General features: G+C 65.5%; 15 protein-coding genes and 1 other RNA gene. 14 read left to right on the forward strand and 2 right to left on the reverse strand.

Annotated features, from left to right (window positions below; all coding sequences use genetic code 11):
* Positions 1-114: 114 nt before the first annotated feature.
* Positions 115-471: a YraN family protein gene (locus tag ACPPVV_RS03765; protein ID WP_426702142.1), complete on the reverse strand. Its 357-nt coding sequence runs from the start codon at positions 469-471 to the stop codon at positions 115-117.
* Positions 471-2,342 (reverse strand): penicillin-binding protein activator, encoded by a 1,872-nt coding sequence (locus ACPPVV_RS03770; RefSeq protein ID WP_426702143.1) that lies wholly within the window; start codon positions 2,340-2,342, stop codon positions 471-473. The genes ACPPVV_RS03765 and ACPPVV_RS03770 overlap by 1 nt, the downstream gene beginning before the upstream one ends.
* Before the next feature lie 80 nt (positions 2,343-2,422).
* On the opposite strand from ACPPVV_RS03770, the gene rsmI reads away from it, so the two are divergent.
* The 14 genes from rsmI to ACPPVV_RS03840 all read left to right on the forward strand — a co-directional run bounded on the left by rsmI (position 2,423) and on the right by ACPPVV_RS03840 (position 16,996).
* Positions 2,423-3,265 (forward strand): 16S rRNA (cytidine(1402)-2'-O)-methyltransferase, encoded by an 843-nt coding sequence (gene rsmI / locus ACPPVV_RS03775; protein WP_426702144.1) that lies wholly within the window; start codon positions 2,423-2,425, stop codon positions 3,263-3,265.
* A 118-nt stretch (positions 3,266-3,383) separates the two neighbouring features.
* Positions 3,384-3,746, forward strand: an RNA gene (gene rnpB / locus ACPPVV_RS03780) — RNase P RNA component class A.
* Between the two features lie 315 nt (positions 3,747-4,061).
* Positions 4,062-4,508 (forward strand): division/cell wall cluster transcriptional repressor MraZ, encoded by a 447-nt coding sequence (gene mraZ, locus ACPPVV_RS03785; protein ID WP_426702145.1) that lies wholly within the window; start codon positions 4,062-4,064, stop codon positions 4,506-4,508.
* 43 nt (positions 4,509-4,551) lie between these two features.
* Positions 4,552-5,493: a 16S rRNA (cytosine(1402)-N(4))-methyltransferase RsmH gene (rsmH, locus tag ACPPVV_RS03790; protein ID WP_426702146.1), complete on the forward strand. Its 942-nt coding sequence runs from the start codon at positions 4,552-4,554 to the stop codon at positions 5,491-5,493.
* A 5-nt stretch (positions 5,494-5,498) separates the two neighbouring features.
* Entirely contained in the window at positions 5,499-5,759 is a 261-nt protein-coding gene (gene ftsL / locus ACPPVV_RS03795; RefSeq protein WP_426703157.1) for a cell division protein FtsL, read from the forward strand.
* On the forward strand, positions 5,759-7,576 hold the full coding sequence (locus tag ACPPVV_RS03800; protein WP_426702147.1) for a peptidoglycan D,D-transpeptidase FtsI family protein: 1,818 nt from the start codon (positions 5,759-5,761) through the stop codon (positions 7,574-7,576). The genes ftsL and ACPPVV_RS03800 overlap by 1 nt, the downstream gene beginning before the upstream one ends.
* Entirely contained in the window at positions 7,573-9,081 is a 1,509-nt protein-coding gene (locus ACPPVV_RS03805) for a UDP-N-acetylmuramoyl-L-alanyl-D-glutamate--2,6-diaminopimelate ligase (protein WP_426702148.1), read from the forward strand. Before ACPPVV_RS03800 ends, ACPPVV_RS03805 begins: the two co-directional genes overlap by 4 nt.
* Positions 9,078-10,460, forward strand: coding sequence for a UDP-N-acetylmuramoyl-tripeptide--D-alanyl-D-alanine ligase (locus ACPPVV_RS03810; protein WP_426702149.1), 1,383 nt, complete (start codon positions 9,078-9,080; stop codon positions 10,458-10,460). The genes ACPPVV_RS03805 and ACPPVV_RS03810 overlap by 4 nt, the downstream gene beginning before the upstream one ends.
* Positions 10,450-11,556 (forward strand): phospho-N-acetylmuramoyl-pentapeptide-transferase, encoded by a 1,107-nt coding sequence (gene mraY, locus ACPPVV_RS03815; protein ID WP_426702150.1) that lies wholly within the window; start codon positions 10,450-10,452, stop codon positions 11,554-11,556. Before ACPPVV_RS03810 ends, mraY begins: the two co-directional genes overlap by 11 nt.
* Positions 11,556-12,791 (forward strand): putative lipid II flippase FtsW, encoded by a 1,236-nt coding sequence (gene ftsW / locus ACPPVV_RS03820; RefSeq protein ID WP_426702151.1) that lies wholly within the window; start codon positions 11,556-11,558, stop codon positions 12,789-12,791. Before mraY ends, ftsW begins: the two co-directional genes overlap by 1 nt.
* The gene (gene murG / locus ACPPVV_RS03825) at positions 12,788-13,876 is read left to right on the forward strand and encodes an undecaprenyldiphospho-muramoylpentapeptide beta-N-acetylglucosaminyltransferase (RefSeq protein ID WP_426702152.1); all 1,089 of its coding nucleotides are present in this window, start codon (positions 12,788-12,790) and stop codon (positions 13,874-13,876) included. The genes ftsW and murG overlap by 4 nt, the downstream gene beginning before the upstream one ends.
* Complete coding sequence (murC, locus tag ACPPVV_RS03830; RefSeq protein WP_426702153.1) at positions 13,873-15,312, forward strand: UDP-N-acetylmuramate--L-alanine ligase; 1,440 nt, start codon at positions 13,873-13,875, stop codon at positions 15,310-15,312. Before murG ends, murC begins: the two co-directional genes overlap by 4 nt.
* Positions 15,309-16,265, forward strand: a complete 957-nt coding sequence (locus ACPPVV_RS03835; protein WP_426702154.1) for a D-alanine--D-alanine ligase — start codon at positions 15,309-15,311, stop codon at positions 16,263-16,265. The genes murC and ACPPVV_RS03835 overlap by 4 nt, the downstream gene beginning before the upstream one ends.
* Positions 16,262-16,996, forward strand: coding sequence for a cell division protein FtsQ/DivIB (locus ACPPVV_RS03840; protein ID WP_426702155.1), 735 nt, complete (start codon positions 16,262-16,264; stop codon positions 16,994-16,996). The genes ACPPVV_RS03835 and ACPPVV_RS03840 overlap by 4 nt, the downstream gene beginning before the upstream one ends.
* Positions 16,997-17,005 lie beyond the last annotated feature (9 nt).

Consider the following 17,005-nt stretch of genomic DNA (forward strand, 5'->3'; position numbering starts at 1 on the left):
CCACAATGAGAATGTCAGGGAAAGGCGACGGCACGAGTCGCCGCGCGTCTGGAACTGTCGTCAACAAGACAGCGCGAAATGCGGTGGGGATGACTCAGTATCAGGTGCGTTGCGTCAACCTGCCTCGAACGCTCCGCGCAACCAGGCGTGCCTGATGGCGTCGGCAGGACCGTCGTAGCTGACCACGTCGAAGCGACATGCGCGACGTGCGTGCTGTGGATGAGCGGCCAGCCAGTGTTGCGCGGCGAGGATCAGTTTGGCCTGTTTGCTGGCGGTGACCGAAGAGGCGGCGTCACCGTGGCTGGCATTCTTGCGATAGCGCACTTCGACGAACGCGATGGTGTCGCCGTCGCGCATCACCAGATCCAGTTCGCCGTGGCGCGTGGTGTAGTTGCGCGCCAGCAGTTTCAGTCCGGCACGTTCCAGCTCGACGCAGGCACGTTCCTCGAAGTCGTTGCCGGCGGCGCGCATCAGCCTGAGACGGGCTGGGCGGCGTCGCTCGACGAAGTGGCGGGTGCGGGTTCGACGGTCGTGGGCGGTGTGCCGGATGGCACATCATCCATCTGCAGGTTACCGCTGAGTGGTCGGGCCAGGCCGTTCTGGAACTGTGCCCAGATCAGCACGCGGCGCACGCGGCCGAATTGGTCGGCGGTGAGTTGGCCACTGGCGCCGGGTACGTAGCTGCCGGGATGTGCACGTAGCCAGTCGAGGTAGGGCACCAGATTCCACGCGTCCATGCCGAAGGCGAACAGGCGCGCGCCACCGCCATTGGCAGCGGGCAGGCGGGCGGCGATGTCGTCGTGGCTAGGCAAGCCGGGCTGGGCATCGAACAGCCATGGAGCGTCGCAGAATTCCACGCCGTTCAGATCGTTGTTGGCTGCGGCATCGTCGTTGCCTGCGTAGATGTGCGAGGTGGCGAATACCGGTAGGTTCACCTGAGCGATGTGAAGTTGTGGCAGCAACAACCGCGCTTGTGCGGGGCGCATGCTGATGAAGATGCCGGTATCTGCGGATGCGGTAGTGGAGCTCGTGGTGGGCAGGTGCAGTCCGGCGAGTACGCCGGCGTAACTGGCTGTCCCGGCCGGCAGGGGCGTCATGCCGGCAAGTTCGCCGCCACGGGCAGCCAGTTCAGCCTTGAAGGCGCTGGCCGCACGCTGGGCGAAATCGTCGCCGGTGATCATCACGTACACCCGACGCAGGCCTCGATCGACCATGCGATCGGCGGCCTGGGCGCCTTCGGTTTCTGGCAGCAATCCGAACTCGCTGGTTTCCCCGGTGGGCAGTTGCCGGTCATCGGGGTGATTCAGGGCCAGCAGCGGTACCGGCAGTTGCGGTTGCCCGAATACCGCGGCCACTTCGCCACGGGTCAATGGACCGACCACCAGTTTGGCGCCATCGCTGACGGCTTGTTGATAAGCCTTGATCGCGCCGTCGGCGGTGCCCGTGCTGTCATATACGCGTACCGAGGGGCGCGGTGCATGGTTGCGCGCCGCATCGAGATAGGCCGCAAAGAAGCCTTCACGTATCGACGTGCTGGCTGCCGCGTAATTGCCATCGCTGGGCAGCAGCAAGGCGATCTGTGCCGGTACCTTGTAGCCTTCGCGCACGTTGGCGTCGGCGCCCGGCAGCAGGGTGCCGACCGGTTGCTGCAGTTCCGGTGGCGGCTGCGCCACGGCGACGCCGAGTTGGCTCAGCGCCTCGTTGACCCACGGCAACATGCGGTCGCCCGATTTCATCGCGGCAGCGCGTTGCTTGAGTGGATCCACGCCGACCTGGCTGAGCAGTTCGAGAATCTCCTTGCGATTCTGCGCGTGGTCGAAGCCGCTCAATTGATCATCCATCTGCACGCGAGTACGCGCCGCACCCCAGCGATCGCCGCTGGCCGTCATCGCGCGGGCGCGCAACTCAAGAAGGCGCAGTTGCAGCTCCGCCGGTACAGTGACGTTCGGCTGGGTGGTCAGACGCAGGGCGGTCGCGGTGTCATGTTGATCGAGGGCCAGTTCGGCCTGCAGCAGGTCGAGGCGCAGTGGCTGATCGCCAGTCAGGCGTTGACGGTTGACGATGGCCAGCGCGGGGCCGGCATGCGCGAGCTGGCCCTCTTCCCGCCATGCCTCGGCGGCCAGCAGGCGATAGCTGTCGGCGCGGCTGGAGGACTGCGCGGCCAGCGCCAGATAGGCCTGTGCGGCCTGATCGTACTGGCCTTGGCGACTCAGTGCTTCGGCATCCTGCGCGGCCGCTAGTTCAGCCGGTGAGCGCGGTGCGTTCATCGGCACACAGGCCACCAGCGCAACTGAAAACAGCAGTCCGATCGCGGCGGTGCGCGAGAGGCGCATGAGGCGCATGGGAAATCCCTTGTTCGTCATGATCGTCAATGCGCGATCATAGCCGATCGACCTGCCGGCTTTCGGCGTAGGAGTTCTCGATGTCATCTGTTCAGCCAGGCTGCCTGTGGGTGGTGGCCACCCCGATTGGTCATCGTGATGATCTGTCCGCCCGCGCGATCGAGACCCTGCGCGCGGTCACGGTTATAGCCGCCGAAGACACTCGCCACAGCCGGCCCTTGCTGGTTCACCACAATATCGATACGCCCTTGATCGCGTTGCACGAACATAACGAGCGCGACGCCGTGGCAGCGGTGGTGCGACGTCTGCAGGGCGGGGATTCGGTGGCGCTTATTTCCGATGCAGGCACGCCGTTGATCAGCGACCCGGGTTTTCGACTGGTGCGTGCAGCGCGCGCATCGGGCATCCGTTGCATCCCGGTGCCGGGCGCTTGCGCGGCGATTGCCGCGTTGTCGGTGGCAGGCCTGCCGAGTGATCGTTTTGTGTTCGAGGGTTTTCTGCCACCGAAGGCGGCGGCGCGGCGCAGTCGTCTGCAGGAGCTCGCCGGTGATGCGCGCACGGTGATTTTCTATGAGTCGTCGCATCGGGTCGCCGAAAGCCTGGCCGACATGCGTGATGTCTTCGGTGGCGATCGCGAGGCGGTGCTGGCGCGCGAACTGACCAAGATGTTCGAGACGGTGCTGGGCGAGCCACTGACGGAGCTTGCCGCACGGGTCGCCGCCGATCCCGATCAGCAGCGTGGCGAATGCGTGGTCCTGGTTGCTGGTCGTGGCGAGGAAGCCGATGCAAAACTGGCCGAAGGTCAGCGCATCTTCGCGATTCTGCGCGATGAATTGCCGCCAGCGAAAGCGGCCAAGCTGGCCGCGGTGATCAGCGGGGCGCCGCGGAAGGCGCTTTATGAAGCCGGGAGCGGTGAACGGTGAACGGATAGGGCAGCACAAAGGTCGGGTTCGGTTGGCCGGCGCAAAATGCATGACGACGCGCGCGGCGTTGCCTGGCTTGCGCCGTTTCCCGTTGCCGTGTTCCTGTAAACTCGGCGGTGGAGTCGGCCGGACAGTCGCGTCGCGCGCAAGCGCATCGAGGAAAGTCCGGGCTCCGCAGGGCAGAGTGCCAGGTAACTCCTGGGCAGCGTGAGCTGACGGCCAGTGCAACAGAGAGCAGACCGCCGATGGCCCGCAAGGGCACAGGTAAGGGTGAAAGGGTGCGGTAAGAGCGCACCGCGTACGGGGCCAACGTCGTACGGCACGGTAAACCCCACTCGGAGCAAGACCAAATAGGGGAACGATAACGCGGCCCGCGTTGTTCCCGGGTAGGTTGCTGGAGCCAGGTGGCGACACCTGGCCGAGAGGAATGACTGTCGCGTCGCAAGACGTACAGAACCCGGCTTACAGGCCGACTCCACCTCTTCGAAACACCCACATCACGGACGCGGTTTGAGTGCGTCGGTGATGTGGGTGTCTGTGTGAACGGCGATTCATCCGCGAAGCGCTCCACTGCACGGATTTCGCCCGTTTTTGTGTTGAATATATGCAGTTGAGTTTATAAAAAATTCTCTGCATTCAAACACCTTGCTGGTGTTCTTGAGAATATGCTGCACATTCGGTCAGCATTCTGCCTTTACTCCTTGATTCACAAGCAAAATTCCCTTGACAGTCTCATAGGGCGAGACTATCGTGGGTTCCAGTGTGAAATCGTGGGTTTTAGTGGAGTCATCCGATCGTGTTCCAAGGCGAAACCGCCATCACCGTAGACGACAAGGGCCGCCTGGCCATCCCGACCATGTATCGGGAGCAGGTCGCGGGCGAGTGCGCCAATCGTCTGGTGATCACCTACAACCCCTTCGAACCGGGCTGCCTGTGGCTGTTCCCGCATGCCGAATGGGAACAGGTGCGCGATCAGGTGAACGCCTTGCCCAAGGTGAAGGCGGCGCATCGCGACATGCAGATGAAGCTGGTCGGTGCGGCAGCCGTGGTCGAGCCCGATGGCGCCGCGCGGGTGCTTTTGCCCGCCAGCCAGCGTGCCGCCGCGGGCATAGAAAAAAAGGCGGTGCTGCTGGGCATGGGTAACAAGTTCGAGTTGTGGAGCGAACAGGCCCACCTGGCCAAGATCCGCCAGAGCATCGGCGAAGACGACATCACAAACGAAATGGCCGTACTGCGCCTGTAACGGGGCGCAGCAATACATGAGGGATGGGACGGGAGTGCGCGGCATGGCCGAGCAGCAGTTGCGGCATATCCCGGTGATGCTGGGTGAAGCGGTGGAGGGTCTGTCCGTGCAGTCTGACGGGCGTTATCTCGATGGAACGTTCGGTCGCGGCGGTCACGCCCGCGCCGTACTGTCGCGTCTCGGTCCTGGTGGCCGGCTGCTGTTGATGGATCGCGATCCCACGGCCATCGCCGCGGCGCAGGCGGAGTTTGCAGGCGATTCGCGGGTGTCGATCCGGCATGCCAATTTTTCCAGCATGGCCGAGTGGGACGAGACTGCGGCCGGCCTGGACGGCGTGCTGCTTGATCTCGGTGTTTCATCACCCCAGCTGGACGAAGCCGCGCGCGGTTTCAGCTTCATGGCCGACGCGCCGCTCGACATGCGCATGGATACCACCCAGGGCGAGAGCGCGGCGGACTTCCTGGCGCATGCCAGCGAGCGCGAAATCACCGAGGTGCTGTGGAACTACGGCGAGGAGCGCCACGGCCGGCGCATCGCCCGGGCGATCGTGGCCGATCGCGATGCCACTCCGTTCACCCGCACTGGCCAGCTCGCTGCACTGATCGAACGTGTGGTCGGTCGACGCGAACCGGGCAAACACCCGGCCACGCGCAGTTTCCAGGCGTTGCGCATTCGCGTGAACGGCGAACTGGATGCCTTGCAGCAGGGCCTGAATGCCGCGCTCGAGCGGCTCAGGCCCGGAGGCCGGCTGTCGGTGATCAGCTTCCATTCGCTGGAAGATCGCGCGGTGAAACTGTTCATCCGTGATCAGTCCGGCCGCGTGCAGAACAGCCGGCGCGGTCCCCCGGTGGCACCGACGCCGGCGCGTCTGGTCGCGGTCGGCAAGGCTCAATTTCCGTCCGATGCCGAGCTTGCGGCCAATCCGCGTTCACGTTCGGCCGTGCTGCGCGTGGCAGAGAAGTTGCCTGAAGGAGCCCGCGCATGAAGGTCATCGGCGCCCTGTTTCTGCTGATGCTGCTGGCGGCGGTGCTGACCAGCGCGTTGGGCGTGGTATGGACGCGCCATGAAAGCCGGGTGCTGTTCGTCAACCTGACCGCGCTGCAAAACCAGCGTGACGAGCTGAACATCGAATACGGCAAGCTCGAACTGGAGCAGGCCACCTATGCCGAACCGCGGCGCATCGACGACGAGGCCCGGCAGAAGCTGGGCATGGTCGATCCGCGCCCGCAAGACATCCGGTTGCTGCGCTGATGAGCTGGCGCAATCACGCCAAGCCCGCCGCCCGGCAAGGCCGCCGACATGCGGCCGGACCCAGCGCGCGCAAGCGCATGGTCGTGGTGGTTGGGTTGCTGGGGCTGGTGTCGATCGGGTTGGTCGCACGTGCGTTCGACCTGCAGGTCGTGCGCAAGCAGTTCTACCAGCGCCAGGGCGATGCACGTTTCCTGCGCGAAGTGCCAATACCGGTATCGCGAGGCACCATCTTCGACCGCAACGGCGAGCCGCTGGCGGTGTCGACCCCGATGATGTCGATCTGGGCCAACCCATCCGTGGTACTGGACAACGACGAGCGCATTCCGCAGCTGGCGCAGGCGCTGGGTGTGGATGCAGACGGTCTGAAAGCGCAGCTGGTGCAGCGCGCCGACCGCGAGTTCGTCTACCTGCGCAGGCAGATGGCACCAGCCGCGGCACAGGCGGTACTGGATCTGGACATCCCCGGCATCAACGGCCAGCGCGAGTTCAAGCGTTATTACCCGTCTGGCGACGTGACTGCGCATGTGCTCGGTTTCACCAACATCGACGACCGTGGCCAGGAAGGCCTTGAATTGGCCTACGACGACTGGCTGGCCGGCAAACCAGGCGCGAAGCGGGTGATCCGCGATCGCATGGGTCACGTGGTGGAGGATGTCGAACAGGTGCGTGCGCCCAAACCGGGGCAGAACCTCACGCTCAGCATCGATCGGCGCATCCAGTTCCTGGCCTATAGCGAACTGAAGAACACGCTCGAGAAGTCCCAGGCTGATTCCGGCTCGATGGTGATACTCGACGTGAAGACCGGCGAAGTGCTGGCCATGGTCAACCTGCCCACCTACAACCCGAACGCGGTCAACGGCAGCAAACCCGAGCAGCGGCGCAACCGTTCGATGACCGACGTGTTCGAGCCGGGTTCGACGGTCAAGCCGATCCTGTTGGCGGCAGCGCTGTCCAGTGGCAAGTACACACCGACCAGTCCGATCATCGACACCACCGGTGGTCACTGGTTTTTCCAGGGCCACGACATCCACGACACGCATAACTGGGGGCTGCTGACCCCGACCGGCGTGATCACCAAGTCGAGCAATGTCGGTGCTGCCCATATCGCCATGCAGCTCGACACCAGCTTGATGTACGACACCTATCGCGCGTTTGGCTTCGGCAACAGCACCAATAGCGGGTTTCCCGGTGAGGCTGCCGGCTATCTGCAAGTCGGGGTCAAGTGGCGTCCGCTGGAAAAGGCCATCCTGGGATACGGCTACGGCCTCAACGTGACCGTGCTGCAGTTGGCCAATGCTTACGCGACGATTGCCGATGGCGGTGTCATGCATTCGCCGACCTTCATCAAAGGTGGCGATAACGACGCCAAGACGATCATCGACCCGCAGATCGCGCGCGAGCTGGTCGGCATGCTGGAAACCACCACCCAGCCGGGCGGTACCGCGGCACCTTATGCGTGGATCGCCAACTACACGGTGGCCGGCAAGACCGGAACCGCGCACAAGGCGACCGCAGGCGGCTATTCGAAGAACAACTACGGTGCGGCGTTCGCCGGCATGGTGCCGGCGACCAATCCGCGGCTGGTGGCGGCGGTGGTTGTCGATAACCCCCGCAAGGGCAGTTATTACGGCGGCCTGGTATCGGGTCCGATCTTCGCCAAGGTCATGGCTGGTGCGTTGCGCCTGCTCGATATCCCGCCCGACAATATCGGGCGCTGGTATGTCGGTGGTCCATTGCAGTCACCGGACGGCCTGACCGGCAGCAAGCCGCCAGTGGCAGTGAACATCGAGGAAGCGCCTGAGGATGTGACCCCATGAGCACCGGCCATCTCGACCAGTTGCTGCTGGGCATCGCCGACGCGCAGGTTGCCGCGACGGCGGGTGCCGGCCGCATCGTGGTATCCGGAATGACGCTGGACTCGCGCCAGGTGCGGCGCGGGGATGCATTCTTCGCCCTGCGCGGCACCCAGGGACACGGTATCGAATTTGCCGCCAGCGCGGTGCAGCGTGGCGCGCGGATAGTGCTGGCGGAAGCGCCGGCGGTCGACGATGTGGACCCGCTGGACGTGCCGCTGCTGTGGATCGACGATCTGCACGCGCAGGTCGGCGAGATCGCGTCGCGTTTTCATGATCGCCCCAGCGAGTCGATGCGGATGGTCGGCGTCACGGGCACCAACGGCAAGACGTCCTGCGTGCAGTTGCTGGCGCAGGCGTTGACCCTGCTCGGCCATCGCGCCGCGTCGATCGGCACGCTCGGTTCCGGCGTGCACGGCCAGCTGCGTGACGGCGAGCGCACCACGCCCGATGCGATCAGCGTGCAGGCGCGGCTGGCGGACTTTCGCGATGACGCGGTCAGCCATGTGGCGATGGAAGTGTCGTCGCACGCGCTGGAGCAAGGTCGCGTAGGCGCCGTGGACTTCGAGGTGGCCGCGTTCACCAACCTCACCCGTGATCACCTGGATTATCACGGCAGCATGGAAGCGTACGGCGCGGCCAAGGCGAAGCTGTTCGCGTGGCCGGGCTTGCGCGCTGCCGTCATCAATATCGACGATGCGTTCGGCCGCGAGCTGGCGGAGCAGTTGCCGGCCGGCGTGATGCCGCTGCGTTTCAGCATGGCCGATGCAAGCGAAGCGCAGATCGCCGCTGGCGATATCGTCACGTCGGCCGAAGGCTTGACGTTCCAGTTGCGTACGCCATGGGGCGCGCGGGCCATCAGCAGCCACTTGCTGGGCCGCTTCAACGTGGCAAACCTGCTTGCCGTGGTCGGTTGCCTCGGTGCCTTGGGTGAATCGTTCGAGCGCATTGTCGCGGCGATCGGGCAGTTGCGGCCGGTCAACGGACGCATGAGCCGGCTCGGTGGTTTGCTCGGCCAGCCGCTGGTGGTGGTCGACTACGCGCACACGCCCGACGCGCTGGAACAGGCGTTGACCGCGCTGCGCGCCCATTGCGCGGGACAGCTGATCTGCGTGTTCGGTTGTGGCGGCGAACGCGATGCCGGCAAGCGCCCGCTGATGGGCGCGATCGCGGCGCAACTGGCCGACGTGGCTATCGTCACCGACGACAATCCACGCGGCGAAGACGGCGACGCGATCGTGGCGCAGATCGTTGCCGGCATGACGGCGGCGCGCGCGATGGCCGTGGAGCGGGATCGAGCCACCGCCATCCAGGATGCGTTGCAGCTGGCACGGACGGGTGACGTCGTGCTGATCGCCGGCAAGGGTCATGAAACTTATCAGGACGGCGCAGCTGGCAAGCGCCCGTTCGACGATCTGGCCGTGGCGCATGCCGCGCTGGAACGGATCAGCCGGGAGCCGCGCGCATGATGCGGCTCGGCACTATCGCGGTGTGGACCCACGGCCGCCTGCTCGGCAGCGATGCCGAAGTGACCGGTGTGGCCATCGATACGCGCAAGCTGAAACCGGGTGATTTGTTCGTCGCGATCAAGGGTGAGCGGGCTGACGGTCACGACTATCTGGCCGAGGCCGCGGCACGCGGCGCTGTCGCCGCATTGGTAACGCGCAAGGTCGACAGCGATCTGCCGCAGGTGCTGGTAAACGACGCCGAGTTGGCGCTGGGCGATCTGGCCAGCGCGGTGCGTGCGCAGCGCGACATGCGCGTGGTCGGCATCACCGGCTCGAACGGCAAGACCACGGTGAAGACCCTGGTCGCCTCGATCCTGTCACTGCATGGCCGTACCCACGTCAGTGCCGGCAATTACAACAACGAGCTAGGCCTGCCGCTGAGCCTGTTGGCCATGCCGGTCGACACGGAATACGCGGTGTTCGAGATGGGCGCCGGCAAGCCGGGTGACATCGCCTACCTGGCTGCCATCGCCCGGCCCGATATCGGCCTCGTCACACTCATCGCGCCGGCGCATCTTGAGCGCATGGGCAGCATCGAAAGCGTGGCCGAAACCAAGGGTGCGCTGTATCAGGCGTTGCCGGCGGACGGCATGGCGATCATCAATGTCGACGATGCCTTCGCCAGTTTCTTCGGCGGCCTTGTCGGGACGCGCAGGGTGCTGCGCTTCGGCCTCGATCATCCGGCCGATATCGGTGCCGACACCATCGAGCAGCGTGTGGACGGTTCGCGATTCGTGCTGAACACGCCGCAGGGCAATGCCGCAGTGCGCCTGCCGCTGCCTGGCCGCCACAACATCGGCAACGCCCTCGCAGCAGCGGCGGTTGCGCTGGCGCTGGAGGTGCCGCTGGCTACCATCGTCGCTGGATTGGAGCAGGTCTCCGCTGTGGCCGGTCGACTGCACCGCGAAGTGACGCCCGGTGGCTGGACCCTGATCGACGACAGCTACAACGCCAATCCCAGTTCGATGGCGGCGGCGATCGACACGCTGCTGCTGGCCGATGGCGAACGCTGGCTGGTGCTCGGGGACATGGCGGAGCTGGGTGCCGATGCGCGCGCCCTGCATGCCGGCATCGGCGAGCGCGCCCGCGAGCGGGGTGTCGATCAGCTGTTCGCGGTCGGCCCGTTGGGTACGGCCGCGGTCGAGGCATTTGGTGAACGCGGCCAGCACTTCGCCGACAAACACGCGTTGATCGCCGCGTTGCAGTCCCGATTGCATGCAGGCGTCACCTGTCTGGTCAAGGGATCGCGCTCGGCTGGCATGGAAGAAGTGGTGGTGGCCCTGAGGGCACGCCCGAGTGATGAAAAACAGGACGACGGGGGTGCATCCGATGCTGCTTGAACTGGCCGACTGGATGGCACGGCATTTCACCGCGCTGCATTTGTTCCAGTACATCACCTTCCGCACGATCATGGCCGCGCTTACCGCCTTGGCGATGTCGCTGCTGTGCGGGCCGTGGCTGATCAACCGGCTGGCCGCGTTGAAGGCCGGTCAGGTGGTGCGCAGCGACGGTCCGCAGACACACCTGGTCAAGGCCGGTACGCCGACCATGGGCGGGGTGATGATCCTGCTGTCGGTCAGTGTGGCAACGCTGCTGTGGGCCGACCTGCACAATCGTTACGTATGGGTGGTGCTGGCGGTGTTGCTGAGTTTCGGCGCGATCGGTTTTTACGACGACTATCGCAAGCTGGTGCTGAAGGACAGCCGCGGGCTGGCCAGCCGCTGGAAGTATTTCTGGCAATCGGTGTTCGGCCTTGGCGCGGCACTGTTCCTTTATTACAGCGCACCGCATGCAGCCACGGTTGCCGGCATGCCGGTGGCGGAGACCGCGCTGTACGTGCCGCTGTTCAAGCAGGTGGTGTTGCCGCTGGGTCTGTTCTTCGTGGTGGTGACGTATTTCATGATCGTTGGCTTCTCCAACGCGGTGAACCTCACCGACGGTCTGGATGGCCTGGCGATCATGCCGACGGTGCTGGTGTCCGGCGCGCTGGGCGTGTTCGCGTACCTGGCCGGCAACAAGGTGTTTTCCGAGTACCTCGGCATCCCGTCGATTCCGGGGGCGGGCGAGCTGTCGATCTTCTGCGGTGCGCTGGCCGGTGCCGGGCTGGGTTTTCTGTGGTTCAACACCTACCCGGCGCAGGTCTTCATGGGTGACGTCGGTGCGCTGGCGATGGGTGCGGCGCTGGGCTGCGTCGCGGTGATCGTGCGCCAGGAAATTGTGTTGCTGGTGATGGGTGGCGTGTTCGTGATGGAAACCGCGTCGGTGATGATCCAGGTCGCCAGCTTCAAGCTCACCGGCAAGCGTGTGTTCCGGATGGCGCCGATCCATCACCACTTCGAGCTGAAAGGTTGGCCGGAGCCGCGGGTGATCGTGCGCTTCTGGATCATCAGCGTGGTGCTGGTGCTGGTTGGTCTTGCAACGTTGAAGGTGCGTTGATGTTCGGCCTAGACAACAACCAGGCCAAACGCCGCAACGGTCCGCGCGGCAGCTACGACCTGTGGCTGCTGGTCGCGTTGATCGGCCTGGCCAGCGTCGGCGTGGTGATGGTGACCTCCAGCTCGATCGCGGTGGCCGACAGCCAGCATATCGGCCCGTTCTATTTCCTTAGGAAACACCTGCTGTTCCTCGGCCTGGGCATGGCCGCCGCCGGTGTGGCCATGCGGACCGAACTCAAGCTGCTGGAGAAGTATGCATTCCACCTGATGCTGCTGGCGTTCGTGTTGTTGCTGGCGGTATTCGTGCCGCATTTCGGCATGCGCATCAACGGCGCGCGGCGCTGGTTGAACCTGCTGGTGACCACCTTCCAGCCAGTGGAAGCGGTGAAGCTGATTCTGGTGGTCTACATCGCCAGCTACCTGGTACGCCATCGCGAAAGCGTCGAGACGCGTTTCCTGGGCCTGTTCAAGCCGGTGATGGTGGCCGGGGTCATCGTGCTGCTGCTGCTGGCGCAGCCGGACTTCGGCTCGGCCACGCTGGTGATCGCCGTGACCATTGCGATGGTCTGGCTCGGCGGTGCGCGACCGATCTTCCTGTTCCTGATGGGGCTGCCGCTGATGCCGCTGCTGTATGTGGCGGCGACGGGCGAAAGTTACCGCATGAAGCGGCTGACCTCGTTCATGGACCCGTGGAAAGATCCGTTCAACGACGGCTTCCAGTTGACCCAGTCGCTGATGGCGATCGGCCGTGGCGAGTGGGATGGCGTGGGTCTGGGTTCCAGCGTACTGAAGTTGTCCTATCTGCCGGAGGCACATACCGACTTCATCTTCGCGGTGATCGGCGAGGAACTCGGCCTGGCCGGCGTGGTGCTGGTGGTCGGCCTGTTTGCGCTGGCGGTCGGGCGCGGCCTGTATCTGGGTTTGAAGGGTGTGGAAGTCGGACAGCGCTTTGCCGGCTATGTCGCGTTCGGCATTTCATTGATGCTGGCGATGCAGGCGATCGTGTCGATCGGCGTGAATCTCGGTGCGCTGCCGACCAAGGGCCTGACATTGCCCCTGATCAGCTACGGCGGTTCGTCGATGGCGCTGACCTGTGCGATGGCCGGCGTATTGCTGCGTGCCACATTCGAAATCAATCGCGCGCTGGACGCGCGGAAGATGACCACGCGCCTGCCGGCCGCCGCGGTGGCCGATGCCAACGTCGCGGTCAAGCCTCGCGAGGCGGTGGCCGCATGAGCGCTCAGGGACCCGTGCTGATCATGGCCGGCGGTACCGGTGGCCACATCTTCCCCGGGCTGGCCGTGGCTGAATGCCTGCGTTCGCAGGGCGTGCCGGTGGAATGGCTGGGCGCGGTCGGCGGGATGGAGACGAAGGTGGTGCCGGCGCAGCGGATCGCGTTGCACACCGTGGCGGTTGGCGGACTGCGCGGCAAGGGACTGAAGACGCGTCTGCTGGCACCCGTGATGTTGCTGCGTGCGCTGTTCTCTTCGCTGACCGTGCTGCGTAAGGTGAAGCCGCGCAGCGTGCTGTCGATGGGTGGGTACGTGGCTGGTCCGGGCGGTCTTGCTGCGTGGCTGCTGCGTCGGCCGTTGCTGGTGCATGAACAGAATCGCGTGGCGGGCTTCACCAATCGCAAGCTGGCCGTCCTGGCGAAGCGCGTGTTGGCCGGTTTCGCCGATACCCTCCCGCAGGCCGAATGGGTCGGCAATCCCGTGCGCGATGCGATCGCGGCGCTGCCGTTGCCGACCATCCGTCTGGCCGGCCGTGACGGCAGGCCGCGGCTGCTGGTGCTAGGCGGCAGTCTAGGCGCTCGTGCGCTGAACCTGGCCTTGCCGCTGGCGCTGGCGCAGCTGACGCCGGCCCAGCGTCCCGAGGTGTTGCACCAATGCGGCAATCGCGGTCTGGACGAAGCGCGCGCGGCCTATGCGAAAGCGGATGTCGAGGCGCAGGTCGTGCCGTTCATCGAGGACATGGCCGGCAGCTACGGCTGGGCCGATCTGGCCGTCTGCCGTGCCGGTGCTCTGACCCTGGCCGAACTGGCCGCGGCCGGACTCGGTGCCGTGCTGGTGCCATTCCCGCATGCCGTCGACGACCACCAGACGCGCAACGCGGAAGTCTTGATGGCGGCCGGTGCCGCCGAACTGATGCAGGAGAGTGAGCTGGACGTACAGATTCTGGCGCAGCGACTGGAATCGCTGCTGGGTGATCGGACCCGTTTGCTGGCGATGGCCGAAGCCGCGCGCACGCTGGCCAAACCCGACGCGGCGAAAGTCATCGCTGCCGCATGTATCGAAGCCGCCTGTCCCGAGGTGGCCGCATGACGCTGCGTCGATTGCTCGCGCACGAAGACCTGATGAGCACCTTTCGTCGGGTGCACTTCATCGGCATCGGCGGCGTCGGCATGAGCGGCATCGCCGAAGTGCTGCACAACCTCGGTTACGCGGTATCCGGTTCGGACCGCGCGAATTCGCCTACCGCGCAGCGCCTGCAGCAACTCGGCATCGCGGTGCATGTCGGCCATGCGGCCGAGCACATCGGCGACGCCGATGTCGTGGTGACCTCCAGCGCGATCAGGCAGGACAACCCGGAGCTGACCGCCGCCCGCGCCGCGCGCGTCCCGGTGATCCCACGCGCCGAGATGCTGGGCGAGCTGATGCGCTTCCGCCGCGGCGTGGCCATCGCCGGCACGCACGGCAAGACCACCACCACGAGCCTCACCGCCAGCGTGCTGGCCGAGGCCGGCTACGACCCGACTTTCGTGATCGGCGGCCAGCTCAACGCCGCCGGGGCCAACGCGCGGCTTGGCACCGGTCAATACCTGGTTGCCGAGGCGGACGAATCGGACGGTTCGTTCCTGCTGTTGTCGCCCGTGATCGCCGCGATCACCAACATCGATGCCGATCACCTGGAGAACTATCACGGCGACTTCGCCGAGGTGAAGCAGGCGTTCGACGACTTCCTGCACCGGCTGCCGTTCTATGGCCTGGCCGTGCTGTGCGTGGACGATCCCGAAGTTGCCGTGCTGGCGAAGTCCACCACGCGTCGGGTGATGACCTACGGCATCGACGCCGCCGACGCCGATGTGCGTGCACTGAACCTTTCGCAGCACGGCTTCGAGATGCATTTCGATCTGCTGCTGCCGGGTCGCGCCGAGACCCTGCCGGTGAAGCTCAACCTGCCGGGACGGCACAACGTGCTGAACGCGCTGGCCGCGGTCACGATCGGCTGGCAGCTTGGCGTCGAAGCGGACGCGATGGCACGCGCACTGGAGAATTTCCAGGGCGTCGGCCGGCGCTTCCATCGGCGCGGCGAGATCGCACTGGACCAGGGCAGCGTGCTGCTGGTCGACGATTACGGCCATCATCCGCGCGAACTGGCGGCGGTGTTCGCCGCCGCCCGTGGTGGCTGGCCGGACCGCCGGCTGGTGGTCGGCTTCCAGCCACATCGCTACAGCCGCACGCGCGACCTGCTGGATGATTTCGCCAACGTGCTGGCCGAGGCCGACGTGCTGGTACTGACCGATGTCTACCCGGCGGGCGAAGCACCGATTGCGGGCGCCGACGGCCGCGCGCTGGCACGTGCCGTACGTGCGCGCGGCAAGGTCGACCCGGTCTTGATCGAGCACCCGCGCGAGTTCAGGGAAACCCTGCCGACGCTGCTGCGTGACGGCGATCTCCTGCTGCTGCTGGGTGCTGGCGACATCGGTGCGGCGGCAGTGGACATGGCGCAAACCGGCAACTTGAGGAGCAGCAAGTGAGTGCGAAGGACGGTAGGAACAAGATCACGGATCCGGCCCAGTTCGGCCGCGTTGCGGTCGTGATGGGCGGCAGCTCGGCCGAGCGCGAGGTGTCGCTCGACTCCGGTCGCAACGTGCTGGCCGCGCTGCAGGCGCGCGGTATCGACGCGCACGCGATCGACGGCATTCCCGCGTTGCTGGATGCCCTGCGCGCAGGGCACTTCGCGCGCGTGTTCAACATCCTGCACGGACAGCACGGCGGTGGTGAAGACGGCGTGCTGCAGGGCGCGCTGGAATCGCTCAACGTGCCATACACCGGTTCGGGGGTGCTCGGTTCGGCGCTTTCGATGGACAAGACCCGTTCCAAGCGGGTGTGGCAATCGCTGAGCCTGCCGACGCCCGGGTTCGTGGCATTGCCGCGTGGTGCCGATGTGCACGCCGCGGCGCAGCAGGTCGGATTTCCGTTGATCGTGAAGCCCGCTTGCGAAGGCTCCAGCGTGGGCGTCACCCGCGTCTTCGACGAATCGCAGCTGGAGCAGGCGGTCGAGCTGGCTGCCAAATACCCGGGCGACCTGTTGATGGAAACCCTGATCGAGGGCGACGAGCTGACCGTTGCCGTGCTCGGCCGTGAAGTGCTGCCGTCCATCCACATCGTGCCGAAGGGCGCGTTCTACGACTACAACGCGAAGTACATCGCCGAGGACACGCTCTACTTGTGTCCCGGTCTTGCAGGTGACGACGAAGCGGCCTTGCGCGCGTTGGCATGGCAGGCGTTCGACGCACTGGGCTGCGCCGGCTGGGGCCGCGTCGACGTGATGCGCGATCGCGCCGGCCGCAACTGGTTGCTGGAAGCCAACACCGCGCCGGGCATGACTTCACACTCGCTGGTACCGAAGGCGGCTGCCGCAGCCGGCATCGACTATCAGGAACTGTGCTGGCGCGTACTCGAAACCAGTTTTCGGGAGGGTATGTGAAAGGAGCCATCCGCCTCGTCGCCTGGTGTCTTGCCATCGCGCTGGTCGCGCTGCCGATCGTCGGCGTGCTGCGCGGGTGGTTTGCGGCCGATCGCTGGCCGGTGACCCAGTTGACGGTGCAGGCCGAGTTCAAACACGTCAGTGCGGACGAAATTCGCGCCGCGGTACAGCCGCGCCTGGGCAAGGGGTTCTTCGCGCTGGATCTCGATGCCGTGCAGAAGGCCGTTGCGGCGTTGCCATGGGTCGAGTCGGCCGAGGCGCGCAAGCGCTGGCCGGACACCCTGCAACTGCGCATCTACGAACGGCAGCCGTTCGCGCGCTGGAACGAAAAACAGTTGATCAGCCGCCAGGGCCTGGTTTTCGACGCGCCGGGCATGGGCGACACGAGTGCGCTGCCGGATCTGCGCGGCCCCGATGCGCGACTCGCCGAAGTGGTGAGCTTCTATGCCGAGACCCGCAAGGCGTTCGCCGGTACCCACCTGCAGATCAGCGGTGTCGCGCTGACCGAACGTGGCAGCTGGAGCATCACCACCGCGAACGGAGCGCAGGTCGTGATCGGTGATCGCGATCAGGCCGGGCGCCGCCTGCATCGTTTTCTCGACGTATATCCGCAACTGATCGCCGGGCATACCGACGGGTTCGCCTACGCCGACCTTCGCTATACCAATGGATTTGCCGTGCGCTGGCCGCAAGCGGCCGCCGCCAACAATGGAGGTTCGCCTCGCTCATGAGCATTTCCC

It is taken from the genome of Rhodanobacter sp. Col0626, assembly GCF_049994385.1.
GTDB lineage: Bacteria > Pseudomonadota > Gammaproteobacteria > Xanthomonadales > Rhodanobacteraceae > Rhodanobacter.